Source organism: Actinacidiphila sp. bgisy160 (assembly GCF_057707815.1).
This window is the reverse complement of the sequence record NZ_JBYIQW010000017.1, coordinates 21735-36992: the sequence shown is the minus strand read 5'-3', so window position 1 is coordinate 36992 and position 15258 is coordinate 21735. Positions and strand designations below refer to the sequence as shown.

Sequence of the window (15258 nt, the reverse complement as noted above, 5' to 3'; positions counted from 1 at the left end):
CATGAGGCTGCTGTCTGCGGGGCTCGTCGCTGCGACCGTGCTCACGACCGTGCTGTGTGCCTGGCTGGGCTGGAAGCTGTCCGACCAGCGCGCGGCGGAACAGCGCCGTCAGGACATCTTGGCTGCGGCCCGCCAGTCGGCGCTGAGCTTCACCTCGCTCGACTACCGGCACTACGACCGGGACAGCGCCAATGTGCTGGCTAACGCCACCGGCGAGTTCAAGAAGGAGTTCGCCTCGCAGACCGAACAACTGACGAGGCTGGTTGCACAGAACAAGTCGGTGTCCGACGGACAGGTCCTGGAAGCGGGCATCGTGCGGTACGACGGGCGCTCGGCCCGGGTCCTGGTCGTGGCCGACAGCAAGGTGACCAACACCGCCGCGCCCGAGGGCCAGGCGCGCACCTACCGGCTCCAGCTCGACCTCGCGTATGTAGCAGGTCGCTGGTTGACCTCCGACGTCGTGTTCGTGGGCTGACCCGGCCGTCAGGCCATCAAAGAGGAGAGACACCGTGGCGAACCCGACCTTCCGCAGCACCCGCGGCACCGGCTCACCGGCCCGCCGCACCATGACCGCGGCCACCCGCGCCGCGGCCAAGCGCGCCGGGCGGCCTGCGCCTCGCGAGTGCGGTGCCCACCAGGAAGAGCAGACCCGCTCCGGGCGCACCCTGCTCATCGATCCGCCGCCGAACGGCTGGGAGGACCCGCCGGAGCCCGAGTCACCCCAGTCGTTCGAGGGGAAGACGGAGGGCGGTGCGTCCCCGCGCAACGCCGGGCGGGGCGTGCTCACCGCGGTGCTGGGCATCGTCCTCGTGGCGGCCCTGGTCGCGGCCGCCGTACTCGGGTGGGAGTACCAGCAGGGGCGGCAGGCGGAGCAGGCCCGCGACGAGGCCCTCGCGGCCGCGCGGAATGCGGCGCCGGTCGTGCTGTCGTACGACTACCGGCACCTGGACCGGGACTTCTCCCGTGCCCGCATCCTGCTGACCGGGCGCTTCCGCGACCAGTACGGCAAGACCACGAAGACGGTGGTCGCGCCGACCGCGACGAAGTACCACGGTGTGGTGAAGGCGACCGTGGCCACACCACCCGACGGCGGCGCCCCCGCCGTGTCCGTCGTGTCGGCCACACCCGACCGGGCCGTCGTCCTGCTCTTCGTCAACCAGGTCACCCGAAGCACTCGGCTCCCGGAGCCGCGGCTGGACCTGAACAGGGTGCGCATGACGCTCACCCGCACCACCGACGGCTGGAAGGTGAGCGGCGTCGACGCCCTCTGACCAGGCCTCCGTAAGTGCCCTCGCGCGGTCGCGCGGGGGCACCGCTTCGTGGGGAACGGGGCGTCGGCCGGGCCGGGACGGCGGGCTTCACCGCGGTCGAGCGGTGGTGGCCCGGGGCGACTCCTCGCCCCGGGCCGATGTGGCCTCACCGACTCCGGCTGCCCCCTTCGTCCGGCCTTTTCGAAAAAGGTTCGTTGCTCGCGACGGACGCCGCCTGCCTCCCCGTAGAGCAGTCGAAGGCCTCACCCGTACCGCCACACACCACCCCCCTTCGTCCACTCGCGAACCCACGAGGTACCTGTGGCTCTCCTCTCCGCACGTCGTCCTCACCACCACCCGCGGTCGCGGGGGCGTCTCGCCGCCGGGTTGCTGGCGCTCGTCGCCGGAACCCTGCCGAGTGCGTCGGCCGGCGCCGCCACCCCGCCCACCGGATCGATCAGCGACACCGCACCCACAACCACGTGGAGCGCCGGGCCCTTCGCCGTCCCGAACGTCTCCGGCACTGCCGGGACGGTGAGCTGCGGGAATGTGCAACCCTGCGACGACTACGCCCTGAGGGTGTCGGTGCCCGCGGGCTACGACGCCGGTCACAGCCTGCGCATCGACGTCAGATGGCCGGGCTCCGCCGCCGACTTCGACCTTTACGTCCTCGATGCGGACGGCCGGGAGGTGGCCGCCTCGGCCTCTTCCGGCGACCCCGAGACCGTGCTGCTTCCGGCGGTGTCGGCGTCGTACCCCGTGCGCGTGGTGCCGTACGCGCCGCTCGGCGACGGCTTCACCGGCACCGCGAGCCTGATCGCCGCTCCGGCCGATCCACCGCCGAGTACGGCCACGCCGCCGACGTACGCCAACTCCTAGGCACCCGACGGCATCGCGGATGCGCACAACGCCGGTGAACCCTCGATCGGCGTCGACCATGCGAGCGGCGCCGCGATGTACCAGGCGTACACGTCGACACTCAAGGTCACCTACGACAGTGCCGGTGCCGCCACGTGGCAGGACAAGAGCGCGAGCGCGGCCAACGGCTGCCCCCAGGGCAGCACCACCAGCCTCGACCCGATCCTGTTCACCGACCCGGTCACCCACCGCACCTTCGAGTCGCAGCTCGCCGGCAAGACCGCCCTGACCTGCTACACCGACGACGACGGTGAGAGGTGGACGCCGACGGGCGGCTCGGGCGTCAACTCCGGTGTGGACCACCAGACCATAGGTGGCGGCCCCTTCGCCGCGGGCGGTCCGGGCGCCGTCACGTCGTACCCGAACGCCGTCTACTACTGTTCCCAGGACATCGCCGACGCCTCGTGCGCGGTCAGTCGGGACGGCTGTCTGACGTACGGGCCCGCCGTTCCGATGTACTCGCTGCTGGACTGCGGCGGCCTGCACGGGCATGTGAAGGTCGCCCCCGGACGCCACGGTGTACGTGCCCAACAAGGGCTGCGGTGGCAATCAGGCCGTGGCCGTCTCCGAGGACAACGGGCTGACGTGGACCGTCCGCAAGAACCCGTCCAGCACCCCCGGTGACTCGGACCCGAGCGTGGGAGTCGGGGCCGGCGGGACCGTCTACATGGGCTACCAGAACAGCGACGGCACGCCGCGCATCGCCGTCAGCCACGACAAGGGCAAGACGTGGCTGTACGACCAGAACGTCGGCGCGGCCCTCGGCGTCAAGAACGTCGTCTTTCCGGCCGTGACCGCGGGCGACGACAACCGCGCCGCGTTCGCCTTCCTGGGCACCACCACTGGCGGCAACTACCAGGACGCGGCCGGCTTCACGGGCGTCTGGCACCTGTACGTGGCCACCACCTACGACGGCGGCCGGTCCTGGGTCACCGTCGACGCCACCCCCACCGACCCGGTTCAGAAGGGGTCGATCTGCACGGGCGGCACCACGTGTGGCAACGACCGCAATCTCCTGGACTTCATCGACGTCACCACCGACGCCCAGGGCCGCGTGCTCGCCGCCTACGCCGACGGCTGCACCGGCACGTGCGCGACCGGAGGTGCGCAGAACTACGACGCGCTGGCGTCCATCGCCCGCCAGTCCTCCGGCGACACGCTGTACGGGGCGTACGACGCCATGATCCTCGGCACGCGCAAGAAGCCCTGAGGAGCCACCGGATGAAGCCATCGCCCCCGGCTGCCGTACTGGCAGGAGCCGTCCTCAGCCTGGCCGCGGTCACCGGATGCTCAGCGGCGAACAAGCACGCCGAGCCACCGCGGGCGACACCGTACGCGGCGAAGCATGCGACCGATCCGCCGGCCGGGAATGCGGTCGGCGTCGCGCCCGGCGGCTGCCCCACTGCCGCGTCACTGCCGCTCCCCAAGGAATTCCCGGAGAACCTGCCCGTGCCCGACGGCGCGGTCGTGACCTCGGTGGAGCATCGCACCGGCGGCCGGCTCGTCGTCGCCACCGTCGTCCGGGGCGGGTTCGACAGCACCCTGGCGTTCCTGCACAAGCGGCTCCCAAAGGCCGGCTACATCCCCAAGGAGGGCGAAGTGGAGGAGGACAACGCCGAGTCGAACTTCTCCTCCACGAGCGTCCGGGGCCGCTGGACCCTGCGGAAGATGTCCGACTGCGAGGGAGGGGTGTACCTGACGTACCTGACGTCTGCTGTCTCCTGAAGCCCGCCCTGGCCAAGCCCTCTCCTGACCGGTGAAACTGCAAGGGGCCACCTTTCGCGGCGAGCGGTACCACGTGCGCCGTTGCCCGAGGGGTGGCCTCCCGGACTGAAAAACCCCCTGGTGAACGCATGCACCGCGAGTCTGATCGGCCGCCCTGAAGCAGCAGTCGGCCGGGGCCGTATACGGGGGCGGGTTGTCGCTGGTGCGGTGGAGAATGGGTCTTCGCAGGTCGTCGTGTCCGACTGCAGGCTGGGAGCGGAAGCCCTGACCAGGAACTCGGGACCCGGCCCTGCCTTGTTCCTCCCGGTGTCCACCTCGCGTGTCCGCCCCCGTGGCCCTGGGACCGGGGGCGTTCCCAACCGAGGAGATCGGGAGCACTTCTCCTCGTCCATCGGTCCCGACCGGTGGCGACGGATCGCGGGTGCGGTGGGTCCCGGGGGCAGCCGGATCAGGACCGAGGGAGGTCCAGGGAGTCGAAGCGGCGCATGAGGGCGGGCTTGGCCAGGTGGGCGGCCCGCAGTTCCCCGGCCCGCCGGTCGAAGTCGGCGGTGCCACCGGTGCGGGCCTCCAGGGCGCGCAGGTCCGCCAGAAGTGCGACGGCGGCGTCGTAGGCGCTGGCGTTCTTCTGGGCAATCAGGTCGTCGACCTCACGCCACGCCTGTTCGGTTCTCTGGGCGAGCTTGGCCAAGCGCGCTTCCTGTGCTTCGGCGGTGGCGCGTGCGCGGGCCTGCTCGGCAGCGGCCCGGGCGTCCTGCTCTCGCTGCCTGCTGTCGGTACGACGGCGGTAGGCCCTGTCGAGGAGTTGGGCCGCGGTGCGCCGGCCGATTACGTCACGAGGGCCCGGGATGGTGGTCGCTGCCCGATAGCGGGCCAGGAGTCGGGGCCCTGGGGACACGGTGGTCAGCGCGGCCTCGACGAGCAGGGCGTCCTTGTCGGCGGCGGGAAGACCGGCGACGAAGGCAGCCGGGGCCGTCCGATCCAGGACGTCCGCGGTGGCGGGCCGGCTGTCCTCGGCGGCGACCGCCAGCAGGTCCGCGTCAACGCCAAGGAAGTCCGCCAGGGCCTGCTGCGGGCCGGTGAGCGAGGCCAGCCCCGGGGGGACGGGCGGCTCGACCTCGCGGGCGTAGTTCTCCTCGTCGTCCTCCGCGAGCTCCCAGGCGGTGAGCCCGGCAAGCCACGCCACGTACAGCGGCCGCAGGTCTCCCGCCGCGAGTTCAGCGCGCAGCCCCACGAATGCGGAGAGCGTGTAGGACGTCTCGAATTCCCACTCGCAGCCGTCCTCCGAGGACACGGAGAAGTCCAGCAGCGTGTGTCCGGACCGGGTCCAGACGCCGAGCGCATCCTCCATCGCGTACGCGGTGGCCTCTTTGGCCGGGAGCGACCCGGCGGGCAGACGCAGGACGAGGCGACGGCTGCCCCAGTTCGCGTAGTAGAGATGAGCGTCGTAAAACTGCTCGACCAGCTTCGTCGTATCGCCGCGGAAGTCGCCCCAGTGGTATTCGTTGACGAAGCGGGTCAGGGTGATGTCGGCGCGGGTGGACAGCGCGCGTACCTGCCTGACCTGGTTTTCGTCCAACGGGCGGTCAAGCGCGAGGAACTCGTAGTACTGGTACTCGCTCACGACTTGGCAGCCTACCGGCCTTACACACATGGGGGGTCAGCCGCGGAGCCATCCGAACAGCCCATTGCCGCGCCGCTCGCGCTCCCACTCCGCCTCCGCTTCAGCTCGCTCGGCCGCGACGCGCTCCCGCTGCGTACGACAGCGAGGACAATCATCGCCGCGGGCCAAGTCAGGGGCATCGTCAGGGTCGACATCGCCGCCGCAGGTCGGGCAGGGCCACAGCGAGGCCTCCCATTGCCGGTACTCGTCCTCCCGCCGACGTGCTTCCTCCTCCTCAGCGGCCCGCTGGGCGACGCTACGTTGTTCCTCTCGACGGCCGTAGGCATGCACGTCGTCGGGGTTCCGCAGGGCATCGGTGAGTGTCTGGGCTGAGTCATGTCCGAAGCGCCACCAGATCGCCCCGCACGGGCCGTGCTGCTGCAGCCGGTCCAGTGCGGTGGCCAGGACGGGCACCGTGCCGTCGTAGTCCCGGTACCCGTCCCGCTCTCCGGTGTTCCCTATCGGGCGGCCGGGACGCCACGTGCCCTGCCAGTGCTCCTCGGATAAGCGTGTGACCTCATCTATCCGTGCTTGCCGGGCCTTGAGACCGACCTGCTTGGTGAACACGAACGCCACTGGTGGGAAACCGTCGCGACCGGAAGCCTGCCAGAGGGTCGACCACAGGGGGACGTGCTGCCCGTCCTGGTCCTTCACGGTGCGCTGGAAAGAACCGGCGGTAGCGAACGATCTTGTCGGCCACCTTGGCGGGTGGTTCAGTGCCGTTGTCCACCTCCACGAACAGCACCGGCAGCCCGGCTTCCGGCGCGCTCAGGACCCCGTCGGCGCGCAGGCTGCCTCTACCCGGCGCGGTGAACGTGCCGGTGACGGGGAGGGCGACCTCGGTGTGCCACCCGTGAAGTGTGCCAAGCCCCGGGGGCCTGGCAGGCAGCGGCTACATCGGCCCGGCGGCGGGCGGTGTGCCGCGGCGGGCAACCGGCTTGGTCGGCTCCGGCGGTGATTGCAGGAACGCGTCGATGGTCTCGGTCACCTTCACCGCGTGTGGCGCGCCGGCCCTGGCCGCCTCCCGAGCGGTACCGCCCATCTCACCGAGCGGCCGGTCCAGCTCGGTCGCGGCCACCGCCAATCCGGCCGTGGTGAGATTCCACAACTGCTTGCTGACCGGCCGCCCCGACGGGTTCGTGCCGGTCACCTTGCCGACCGATTCCAACAGCCCAGCGTCGCGCAGGTCCTTGCACGCGTTGCGGACGGTCTGTACGTCCGCGGTGCCCGGCAGGACCAACTGCCGCAGTTGCGCGACAGTAGCGACCTTCACCCCGCCGAGCGCCAGCAGCACCAGACTCCGCGTCCGCGCCGTGGACCCGAACCGCCACCGCGTCATGCCCGTCGTCACGCTCGCCCTCCCCACCGCTCCCGGCACCGCACCAACCCACCGGCGGACCCGCCGTCCGCGCCGCCACGGCGGCAGCCGGTGATCCGGGGCTGGGGCGGGCACCCGGGGCCCCACCTCGCGACCCCTGCACGACTACTCCACCACCCCCCACTGACACACAACACCAGGAACAGCAGGAGCAAAGGGGTTGTCGAGGCACCGAACACCGGCCAATGTGTGCGCTGACCTGCGGCAACACTGCACACAACGCGAAAGGTCACCGTAGGGCAAGGGTGTAGGGAGGACTGTAGGGAACGCTGTTGGGGCGCTTGTACCCACCGACCGCAAGTGCGGGTCACGAGCCGGAGAGGCCCACAGGCCGTGCACCGCGTCCTAGCCGCCCCACCACTCACCGTCCGACTTCCCCCGACAGCCCGCGCGCCACGAAACGCACTCCGGCCATCGGGCTTGCTTGAAGCACGACGGAGAGTGGCCAGCCCGAGTGGAAACTCACCGACTACTGCGGCCGCACTCACCGACCAGGGCTGACGCGGCGGTCGGTGAGTGGTGTCGGGCTAACACACCGAGCGCCCCGCTGGTTCGCGACGCTCGGCGACGAGCAGGCGCGCGAACTTGGCCTCAGCCGACCGTCAGACATCGTGAGGACGCGGGCTACTCGAAAACCGAGCCGGCGCAAGCAGTCCGTCTCTTCCCGCTGTCCCGTCCAAGTGCACGGATCGACGCCGACAGCCTTCCGCTCGTGCCCCGTTACCTCGTTCACCACGAGTGCGCCCAGGAAGCACGGCGGCAGCGCAACCGGCGAAGGGCACTGATACTCGCCACGATGGGGCAGGACTACGTGCCGGAGCGCACGGCATGACTGACGCCATGGCGGGGCTCCGCCTGCTGCCGTGGGATGGTCCCAACGGGAAGCCCGCGTACACCCCCGACGACAATCCCAAGGGAATGATCGCGCGACTCGCCGACCGCATGGAACGCGAACAACTCACCGCAGCGTCAGACCTGCTTGAGATTGCCCGCCAGATGCTCGCCGTTGCTGAGCCGCTGACCCCGGACCAATCGCGCTTCGTAGTGGCACGTCTCTGCGACGCGCTGTCGAACACGCTGCGGGTCGCCGAGTCGCGCGGCATGCGCCTGACGACCGCAGGCGCCGATGAGTAGGCCCGAAGCTCCGCTGATGACCATGCGAATATCGCGCGACGGCGGGCAGACGTGGGGGCGCCCCCTTCGCTTCCACAGAAGCGACAACCTGAAGCCCCTTCAGTCTGCCCTGTGGCCACCGTGCGAGTGCCGCCGATGTATGCCGGGGCTGCACCGCAAATAGCGGCCCGCCCGGACGCAGCCACCAACTCGGCAAGCTGGCAGACGCCCTGCCGGTTCCACCCCGGCAGGGCGATCTGGCTATCACTCATCGGCACCAATGCTCGGGTGGTCGGCATCTTCAGCGTCGCCTGTGCCGAGGGCCAGGTCAGTCGCCTGGCCCGACCCTCCTCCCCTCCTTGCTGGTGTTTTATTCCAAGCGGCGCGGTCGCCGGTCAGCTGACGTGGACGGTCCAAGTCGGGGAGGACGACGCGACCAGAGTGGCCGTGGCGGGGCGGTAGGCACGCAGCATGTAGGTGCCGGCGTGGGCAAAGGTAACCTTGCCGGTCGCAGTACCGTTCGTGGCGAGCTTGGCGGTGGTCAGGGTTGACCAGGTGCCGTTGCTCTTGCGGATCTGGTACCGGATCCACGTTCCGGCCGCGTACGGCGCGGAGCTCGCGGTGTAGGCGACTGACCTGCCGTGGCGGGTCTTGGTGACCGGGTTCTTCACGGACAGGGTGGCCTTGACGTGGCCGGTGACCGTGCTGCTGGTCGAGGAAGCCCAGGCCAGGTTCTTGGCCGAAGTTACCGCGCGCCAGGCACCGTTGCGCTTCGCGGTGGTGGTGAAGTGCGCTGTGCCCTTGCTGTCTGCGGTCACCTTCGCGATGGTCGTCCAGGTGCTACTGCCCGCGGGGCGGAACTGCAGGGAGACCTGGGCTCCGGCGGCCGGCTTGGATCCGGTCTGGGTGACGGTGGCGGTGAGGGCCTGCTTGCTGCCGTACGTGGTCAGTGCGGGGCCGCTCAGCTTCGTGGTTGTCGCGGCCAGGACACGCAGCGGCTGGGTGGTGACGGAGGAGTCCCCGAACTGCGACACCATCGTCAGGGAGGCCTCGTGCAGCCCTGGGGTTCCCGCGGTCCACGTTCCCGACGGCTGCGCAGGGTAGGTGCCGGTGCCGATCGTCTTGCCGTCGACGGTCAGCGTCCAGGTCTGGGCGCGGCTGACGCCGTCGGCAGCGTGCGTGGTGGCGGCCACCTTCCAGGTCTTGCCAGCCACGGGGAAGGCGTCGAAGCCGGCGGTCCAGGTCGGGTCGATGCCGGAGACGACGGTGATCGGGACGTCTGTCGTGCCGTGCGCGCCGCGGTTGTCGGTGACGTCGAAGGTCAGGGTGTGCTTGCCGTACGGGAGCGGCTTGTCACCGAGCCGGGCGTAAAAGTAATCCGCGTACCCGACCAGGACGAAGTCGGATACGGGCGTTGTGTCCAGGAGCGCGCCGTCCAGCAAGACCCTGGTGCTGACCGGGTACGCGTAGTTGAGGTTGCGGGGCCACGGCTGCGTGAGACTGGCGGGGTACTTGTAGGTCAAGAAGACCGTGGACGGTGTGTTCCGGGTCACTGCCTTGACTGCGGGTGTGACGATGAAGCCGTGGTCGACGAGCGTGGTGGCCCGCACGGGACTGCCGGCACGGCCCTGGTTGTCGAACGCGACGACGTACGCGTAGGACCAGAGCGCCGACTGGACCTTGCTGGTGTCGACGGTTCCGGTCCACGTCCCGTCGCCGTCCGCGTCGGCCAGGTCGGATGCTGCCGGCCAGACCGGGTTGTCGGAGAAGTACTCCAGGCGGGAGACGCCGTCACCGGTGTCCGTGGCGACGGCCCGCAGGTCCAGGCGCTGATCTGCGGTGAGACCGACCGGCTTGAAGTTGGTCCACGCGTCGTCGCCAGGGAGGTCCGGGAGCGTCACGACGGGCCGGTCGTTGTCGACGCGCACGTCCGCGGTGGCGGCCGTGATCGTGGGTCGGGCGGTAAAGACCTCGACGCGGATCTCGTTGTCGCCGTCCTCGACGAGCGGCGCAGCGATCGTGTCGGTGCCGCCGAACGTCTTGGTCGCGGCCGTGTCCACAGCGGCGTGGAGGGTGCACGACGGCAGGCAGTCGCCGGCTGCCAGATCGATCCTCTGGCTGACCTGCCCGGTCCCCTGCGTGTTGGTGTGCCCGGCGATGCTCACCACGGCGGCGTAGGGCTCGAAGTCCGGATCGGCGTGCACGGTGAAGGTGACGCCGGCGGTGCCGGTGACGGTCTGGCCCGGGGTGACCGTGCCGGAGGAGTCGTGGTCCGAGGTGAGACTGTCGATGCTGACCTCGGTGCCACTGCCGGCGGTGTCCGCGGCAGCTGGCGAGACCAGGGCGACCGCTGCCAGGCAGGCGGAGCCGGCGAGAGCGGTGAGGGAGCGTATGGGCCGGGGCACGGTGTGGTGATCCTTAGACTCGATCGCGGCAAACTCGCAGGTCGCGGGATTGCGGGCAGCCGAACGGATGCTCGGGAGCTGGAGCGTATATCACTCTGTTCCAGCTTCCGAGACCAGGCGACTGGATCGACGTGATCGCTACGTGGGCGGGTTCACCCGGCCCTGTAGGGGACCCGGCTGACGCTTTCCGTCACTGGGATTCCTTACCGAGATAATTAGGTGACCCCGGACAGATAACGATCTTGCGGTTCCACAGGTTGGTCAATGAGGTCGCCCGCAGCCCCTGTTCTCCCGCGCGCGACGGGCCTGCTGCTCGGCGAGGACTGTGAAGCGATGAACGACTACATAAGACAGGAACCCAACCAATCTGGCCCGAGTTCTCGCTTCTATAACCTGCGCCGCCCGCCAGGCGCAGTGCCATCTGCCCATCGAGTGTCCTGGCGGTCGCCGCGGGACGTCGCACAGACGTGCCCTGCCGCCACATGTCCAGGCGTCGTTCCAGGTGACCGTCGGGCCTCAGCAGAGCGCGCGTCGCCTACTGCAGAGAAGCGCGGGTTGGTGCTGGCTCGTGGCCGAGCATGACGGGGGCTAACTCAAGCGGTGTCGAGGTCTGCCATCGGGCCAGCCTAAGCCTCGCGCATCCGCACCGAGCCGTCATCCGTGACCTCAAAGACACTGATCCGCAGCAGGCTCCGCACCGGGAGCGGCACCCGCAAGGCGTGGAACATGGAGGAGGACGGGACGACGAGGGCGTAGCGGGTGTCCGAGGACTGGTCTGTCATCCGGCGCAGTAGCTGTCCGTACGCGATGTCGGCATCGGTGCCGGGTTCCTTTGTACGTCCCTTTGCCTCGCCAATCAGTCGTTGATTGCCTCGTACGGCCTCGATGTCGGTGTAGGGGTCGGTGGGTGCGACGGGGGTCCACCCTTCCGCCACCAGCCAACGTCGGAAGGCGTCGACGACCCGGTCTTCGTCGCTCGTCCAGCTGGCTCGTGACGTGGATTCGGTAACCGCACTCGGTGCAGCGGCGAGAAGGCCGCGAACTGAATCCAGGTCGGCAACGCGGTTCCTCCGGTGCAATCGGCCCCGGCTGTTGGCGTCCAGGTCTGCTGGCCGGATCACCAGCAGGCACAGGCCGTGAGCGGGGATCTCCGCGTCGCGTCGCGCGTCGTACAGTGCCCGCTGCTCACCTCGATCGACTCCGCTCACCGTGGGATGCCCGGGTTTGTCGAAGAACGGCATGGCCTTATCGTGCTGCAACTCGCGGTACTCCACGACGAGCCGCTGTTCTGGCCAGTAGCTGTCGACTGGCAGCCGGGTCTTCCGGCCTGCGGACCCGGCGTCGCCGAGCAGCCACTCAAACCGGTGCTGACGAAGGCCCTGCTCACCGAGGACCTCGTCACACAAATCGAGCACGTACGCCTCGTCGCTGCTCTCTCTCCCACCCATGCATCGAGATGCTGCCACAGGCCACCGACAAAGGCCGCCGCACGATCAACTCGTCGGTCGTGAATGCATTCGATCAAGATCTAATGACCACCTGCCGTCGTTTCCCGCCCCCGGCCGCGGCCGGCAGGCTTGTCGCGGCCGGGGTGGTGCGCGTCGGGGCCCATATGTTCGGAACCACCGACCGAGTGCTGTGGGGCGGGCTCATTCTCCGTACTCCCTCAGCAGCTTGTTCAGATGCCGGATCTTGTCGACGTCCGACTTCGGCAGGGGATCACTGCTGTTGAAGTGCATGACGTTGTTGCGGATCCGGCGAATCTCCTCCAGCCGGGCTATGAACACCTTGCGGTCGAGCGGCCATCCGAGCTGTTCCCACAGTCCCGGGTTCTCCAGCACCCGCTGGTAGTCGCCGACGGTCATGTCACCGAAAGAGGAGATGCGTTCACACGCCGGGTCGCACAGGCTGGTGACCTCAGGCAGGGTGAAGGCCCCCGCAATGACCTGTCGCAGCCGACGGTCCATTTCGCCGATCAGTAGGAAATGCCCGGCAAGTTGGCCGTAAGCCTGGGCGACATCGGCGGCGGTGACGATCCCGGCAATCGCGTTGTGTTGGTCCCTGATGAGTACGAAGTCGTTCTCGGCCAGCGTGGGGAGGACGTCGATCAGGTCGTGGTCGTAGCGGACGTCGCGTGCGTCCACGATCGCTTGGGAGAGGTGGGCGCCGGGGTCGGCGTGGCGGGCGCGCGCTATGGACTTCCACGAGACGGATCCCCGCAGGTTGTGTGGACCGGCGAGGACGGGCAACTGGGAGAAGTCGTGGAGGACCATCAGCGTGATGGCCTCCTCGAACGTGGCCGTTGGCTTGACACTGACGATGCCGGCGAGGGCGGACGGCAGGGTTCCGACGGTCAAGCCCGTCTCACGCGAACCCAGCTCTTCGGACACTCCGGCCAGCGCCGCGGCTGTCACTGGCAGTCCGGCGAGGGGCATGTCCTCTGCCTGCTCTTCCGCAGCCTTGACCAGCTGGACTGTTGCGGTCAGGGACACCTTGTCGAATTCGGGCGAGGTGATCAGGCTGTGGTTAGCGAGATCGGCCTGGATCTGATCGTTGACGACACCACGGCCCGTCACGCCCCACCAGGCAAGCAGCTCCAGCACAGAGAGGGACAGCGGACGACCTGCCTCTGCCGATTCACGTGCTTCCTTCAGCCGTGCGTGCCGGTCCCTAGGGGACAAGGATGTCTGCGGTTGCTCCTTCTCCGGTGCTGTGGGATCGGCCTCCTCAGCTGCTCGGTCGAGCAATTCCTGACGCAACTGTGTGAGGTATCTGCCGTCCTCGACCTGCCACGCCTCCCAGCCGTCGAACGTTCCGTTCCCGACGGCGACCATGGCGGCCTTGGAAGGGGAGCGGAACTCCTCTCCATCCGAAAGCCGGATCCATCCCCGGGATGTGACCGCGGCCTCGTGCGACTCGCCGACGCGGGGTCGGACAAACCGTAGCCGCTCTTCTTCCTGGAGTAGCCCGCTGCCGAGCAAGTCAGCGATGGTCACCCGCCGCCCGTCGAGCAGGAAGCGGGCGCGGGACTGAGCCTCTGCGGGACTGGTGGTGGAATCGGTCATGTCACCTGTGCCTTGCCGCTCGAAGGGGAAGGGGGGAGCTGAGACTGCCGACCTTAGAGATGCCGACAGATGCGGGTGATTCGGATGGCTCTTTGCGACCTGCTCGCTGGTTCTGTATCTCCGCGGCTCAGGTGTCCTTTACGGATGCCGGTTGGCGCGCGGTCCCTCATGGCCATTCCCATCCAAATGCCGCGGAGTCCCAGTGGCCCATGGCGGTCAAGTCTCCGTTGCTTACCGGTGGGTATCGTCCAGGGTGAGGCGGATCCGCGCCAGGGCCTCGGGGATCTCAACGGTGTCCGTGTTGTCGGGGCATAGGACACGCGTGTCGTCGTGGAGCGGTGCGAGCGTCCGCTGGGCCTCGACGAGTCGTCTCTCGCATAGCCAGGTGAGTCTGCATCGTGTACCCAGCGGCCATCACTTACGTGGCGTCGGGATGGGGTTCGTCGTCCCGGTCGGTCGCCAGTGCGGCTGGCAGCGGCAGCCCATACTTGTCGCACAGGAATCGGGTCTGGCAGTACCGCTGGGCTTCGGCGGCCACCCTGCCGAGGACCGCGGCGTTCATGCCGGCACCGATGAGGACTCCCACGAACGGCACGACCTTGGCGACATTTTTGACCGGCACCCTGGATCCGGTCGGGCCGAGCTGCTTCATCAACTTCTCGAGGGCGGCCACGAGGCGGTGGTCGTTGCGGAGCTTCTGCGACCAGTTCACGCGTCCCTTGAGCGCGTCCGCCGCCCGTGCGGCGTCACGCAACGGCTTGGCTTTGGCCGCCTGCGCCATGAAGGACTGCTGTACCAGGCGTTGGATGAAGTTCTGCTCCTTGGGGTCTTTGGCGTCGTAGCCGTAGGAGTACGCGATGCGTGCTGCTATCGATGTGGTCAGGACCTGGACGACCAGGATGTCCGCTGTCATCGCGGCAGGGATACCGGCGACGGGGACCATGGCCAGCAGGCCCATGGCGCCGCCTTCGAACGCACCGGTGGTCCGCCACTTGAGGGTGTTGCGGGTCAGCAGTCGGTCGCAGACCTGAAGGTCCTGCTGTCGTAGTTCGGTAAAACTGTCAATTTCGAAGCCTTGCTTGAGGGCGATCTTCTCGACGCTCTTCGGGTCGTTGAGATCCATGGCCCAGTCGTTGACGAGCTCGAGCAGGGCTGCCGCGCCTGCGAGCGCCGGTCGCATGGCCGCGTCGGCGACGGCGTCGCCTGCGCGACGGATCGGTTCGGCGACCGCCTCCGGCACAGCGTCCTTCACTCGTTTCGCGGCGTTTCCCGCGACCTCACCGGTGCGACCGAGCGCGGTGCTTGCCCAGTTCGGCAGACCACGGCGGTTGTTGCGGCGCTGCCAGTGCTCGTTGAGGGTGTCCCATACCTGCGCCTCGTACGCGCTCATCGGGGGTGCACCGTCGACCAGCGGGTCGGCGTAATTGCTCATTAAGGCTCTCCATTTCAAGTTTCATCGCGGGGTCCACGCTGCTCTACCAGCCGACACGTGCGTGAAGCCGCAGTGCGGGGGCGATGTCCGAAGTCGACTGCACCGGCTAACTGCGGGGTACTAATCAAGGAACTGTGCCGCTGACAGTCAGGAGTTGGCGCACACCGCCCGTCGGACCAGACGTCCCTGAGGGTCGCAGAGGCAACGGCGCTTGCTCCGCGTCTCGGAGTGGGGGACCCTAACCGCCGAATGAAAGCCGGCGGTTAGGGAGCGATTACTGCCCGGGTGGGGGGCGTCGGGGGCTGCCAGACC

At 68.7% G+C, this 15258-nt stretch carries 13 protein-coding genes and 1 pseudogene; 7 read left to right on the top strand and 7 right to left on the bottom strand.

Going from position 1 to position 15258, the window contains the following annotated elements; translation table 11 throughout:
• The first annotated feature begins 1 nt into the window (after position 1).
• From AC3EUJ_RS16275 to AC3EUJ_RS16250, 6 genes are all read left to right on the top strand, one after another.
• Positions 2–475, top strand: coding sequence for a hypothetical protein (locus tag AC3EUJ_RS16275; protein WP_431961940.1), 474 nt, complete (start codon positions 2–4; stop codon positions 473–475).
• A gap of 34 nt (positions 476–509) precedes the next feature.
• The gene (locus AC3EUJ_RS16270) at positions 510–1271 is read left to right on the top strand and encodes a hypothetical protein (protein ID WP_431961939.1); all 762 of its coding nucleotides are present in this window, start codon (positions 510–512) and stop codon (positions 1269–1271) included.
• A 300-nt stretch (positions 1272–1571) separates the two neighbouring features.
• Positions 1572–2129 (top strand): hypothetical protein, encoded by a 558-nt coding sequence (locus tag AC3EUJ_RS16265; RefSeq protein ID WP_431961938.1) that lies wholly within the window; start codon positions 1572–1574, stop codon positions 2127–2129.
• Positions 2130–2204: 75 nt separating this feature from the next.
• Positions 2205–2792, top strand: coding sequence for a hypothetical protein (locus AC3EUJ_RS16260; protein ID WP_431961937.1), 588 nt, complete (start codon positions 2205–2207; stop codon positions 2790–2792).
• Positions 2725–3378: a sialidase family protein gene (locus AC3EUJ_RS16255; RefSeq protein ID WP_431961936.1), complete on the top strand. Its 654-nt coding sequence runs from the start codon at positions 2725–2727 to the stop codon at positions 3376–3378. Before AC3EUJ_RS16260 ends, AC3EUJ_RS16255 begins: the two co-directional genes overlap by 68 nt.
• Before the next feature lie 11 nt (positions 3379–3389).
• A complete protein-coding gene (locus AC3EUJ_RS16250) occupies positions 3390–3893 on the top strand; it encodes a hypothetical protein (protein WP_431961935.1) in 504 nt (167 codons plus the stop codon).
• Between the two features lie 448 nt (positions 3894–4341).
• Here the strand turns inward: AC3EUJ_RS16250 and AC3EUJ_RS16245 are convergent, their stop codons facing one another.
• From AC3EUJ_RS16245 to AC3EUJ_RS16235, 3 genes and pseudogenes are all read right to left on the bottom strand, one after another.
• Entirely contained in the window at positions 4342–5514 is a 1173-nt protein-coding gene (locus AC3EUJ_RS16245; RefSeq protein WP_431961934.1) for a hypothetical protein, read from the bottom strand.
• Positions 5515–5550: 36 nt separating this feature from the next.
• On the bottom strand, positions 5551–6207 hold the full coding sequence (locus AC3EUJ_RS16240; protein ID WP_431962017.1) for a hypothetical protein: 657 nt from the start codon (positions 6205–6207) through the stop codon (positions 5551–5553).
• A gap of 49 nt (positions 6208–6256) precedes the next feature.
• Positions 6257–6826 (bottom strand): annotated as a pseudogene (locus AC3EUJ_RS16235) (replication-relaxation family protein); the annotation flags it as partial.
• Between the two features lie 933 nt (positions 6827–7759).
• Here AC3EUJ_RS16235 and AC3EUJ_RS16230 point away from each other — a divergent pair.
• Positions 7760–8065: a hypothetical protein gene (locus AC3EUJ_RS16230; protein ID WP_431961933.1), complete on the top strand. Its 306-nt coding sequence runs from the start codon at positions 7760–7762 to the stop codon at positions 8063–8065.
• Between the two features lie 374 nt (positions 8066–8439).
• Here the strand turns inward: AC3EUJ_RS16230 and AC3EUJ_RS16225 are convergent, their stop codons facing one another.
• The 4 genes from AC3EUJ_RS16225 to AC3EUJ_RS16210 all read right to left on the bottom strand — a co-directional run bounded on the left by AC3EUJ_RS16225 (position 8440) and on the right by AC3EUJ_RS16210 (position 14946).
• Positions 8440–10449, bottom strand: coding sequence for a hypothetical protein (locus tag AC3EUJ_RS16225; protein ID WP_431961932.1), 2010 nt, complete (start codon positions 10447–10449; stop codon positions 8440–8442).
• 626 nt (positions 10450–11075) lie between these two features.
• Positions 11076–11897 (bottom strand): hypothetical protein, encoded by an 822-nt coding sequence (locus tag AC3EUJ_RS16220; RefSeq protein ID WP_431961931.1) that lies wholly within the window; start codon positions 11895–11897, stop codon positions 11076–11078.
• 201 nt (positions 11898–12098) lie between these two features.
• The gene (locus AC3EUJ_RS16215; protein ID WP_431961930.1) at positions 12099–13514 is read right to left on the bottom strand and encodes a CBS domain-containing anti-phage protein; all 1416 of its coding nucleotides are present in this window, start codon (positions 13512–13514) and stop codon (positions 12099–12101) included.
• A 418-nt stretch (positions 13515–13932) separates the two neighbouring features.
• Complete coding sequence (locus AC3EUJ_RS16210) at positions 13933–14946, bottom strand: EcsC family protein (RefSeq protein ID WP_431961929.1); 1014 nt, start codon at positions 14944–14946, stop codon at positions 13933–13935.
• Between the last annotated feature and the right edge of the window lie 312 nt (positions 14947–15258).

Bases quoted from the DNA above. Each gene is read 5' to 3' on its own strand.
- AC3EUJ_RS16220 (WP_431961931.1), bottom strand. From the start codon at position 11,897: ATGGGTGGGAGAGAGAGCAGCGACGAGGCGTACGTGCTCGATTTGTGT.
- AC3EUJ_RS16260 (WP_431961937.1), top strand. From the start codon at position 2,205: ATGTACCAGGCGTACACGTCGACACTCAAGGTCACCTACGACAGTGCC.
- AC3EUJ_RS16250 (WP_431961935.1), top strand. From the start codon at position 3,390: ATGAAGCCATCGCCCCCGGCTGCCGTACTGGCAGGAGCCGTCCTCAGC.
- AC3EUJ_RS16210 (WP_431961929.1), bottom strand. From the start codon at position 14,946: ATGAGCAATTACGCCGACCCGCTGGTCGACGGTGCACCCCCGATGAGC.
- AC3EUJ_RS16215 (WP_431961930.1), bottom strand. From the start codon at position 13,514: ATGACCGATTCCACCACCAGTCCCGCAGAGGCTCAGTCCCGCGCCCGC.
- AC3EUJ_RS16230 (WP_431961933.1), top strand. From the start codon at position 7,760: ATGACTGACGCCATGGCGGGGCTCCGCCTGCTGCCGTGGGATGGTCCC.
- AC3EUJ_RS16275 (WP_431961940.1), top strand. From the start codon at position 2: ATGAGGCTGCTGTCTGCGGGGCTCGTCGCTGCGACCGTGCTCACGACC.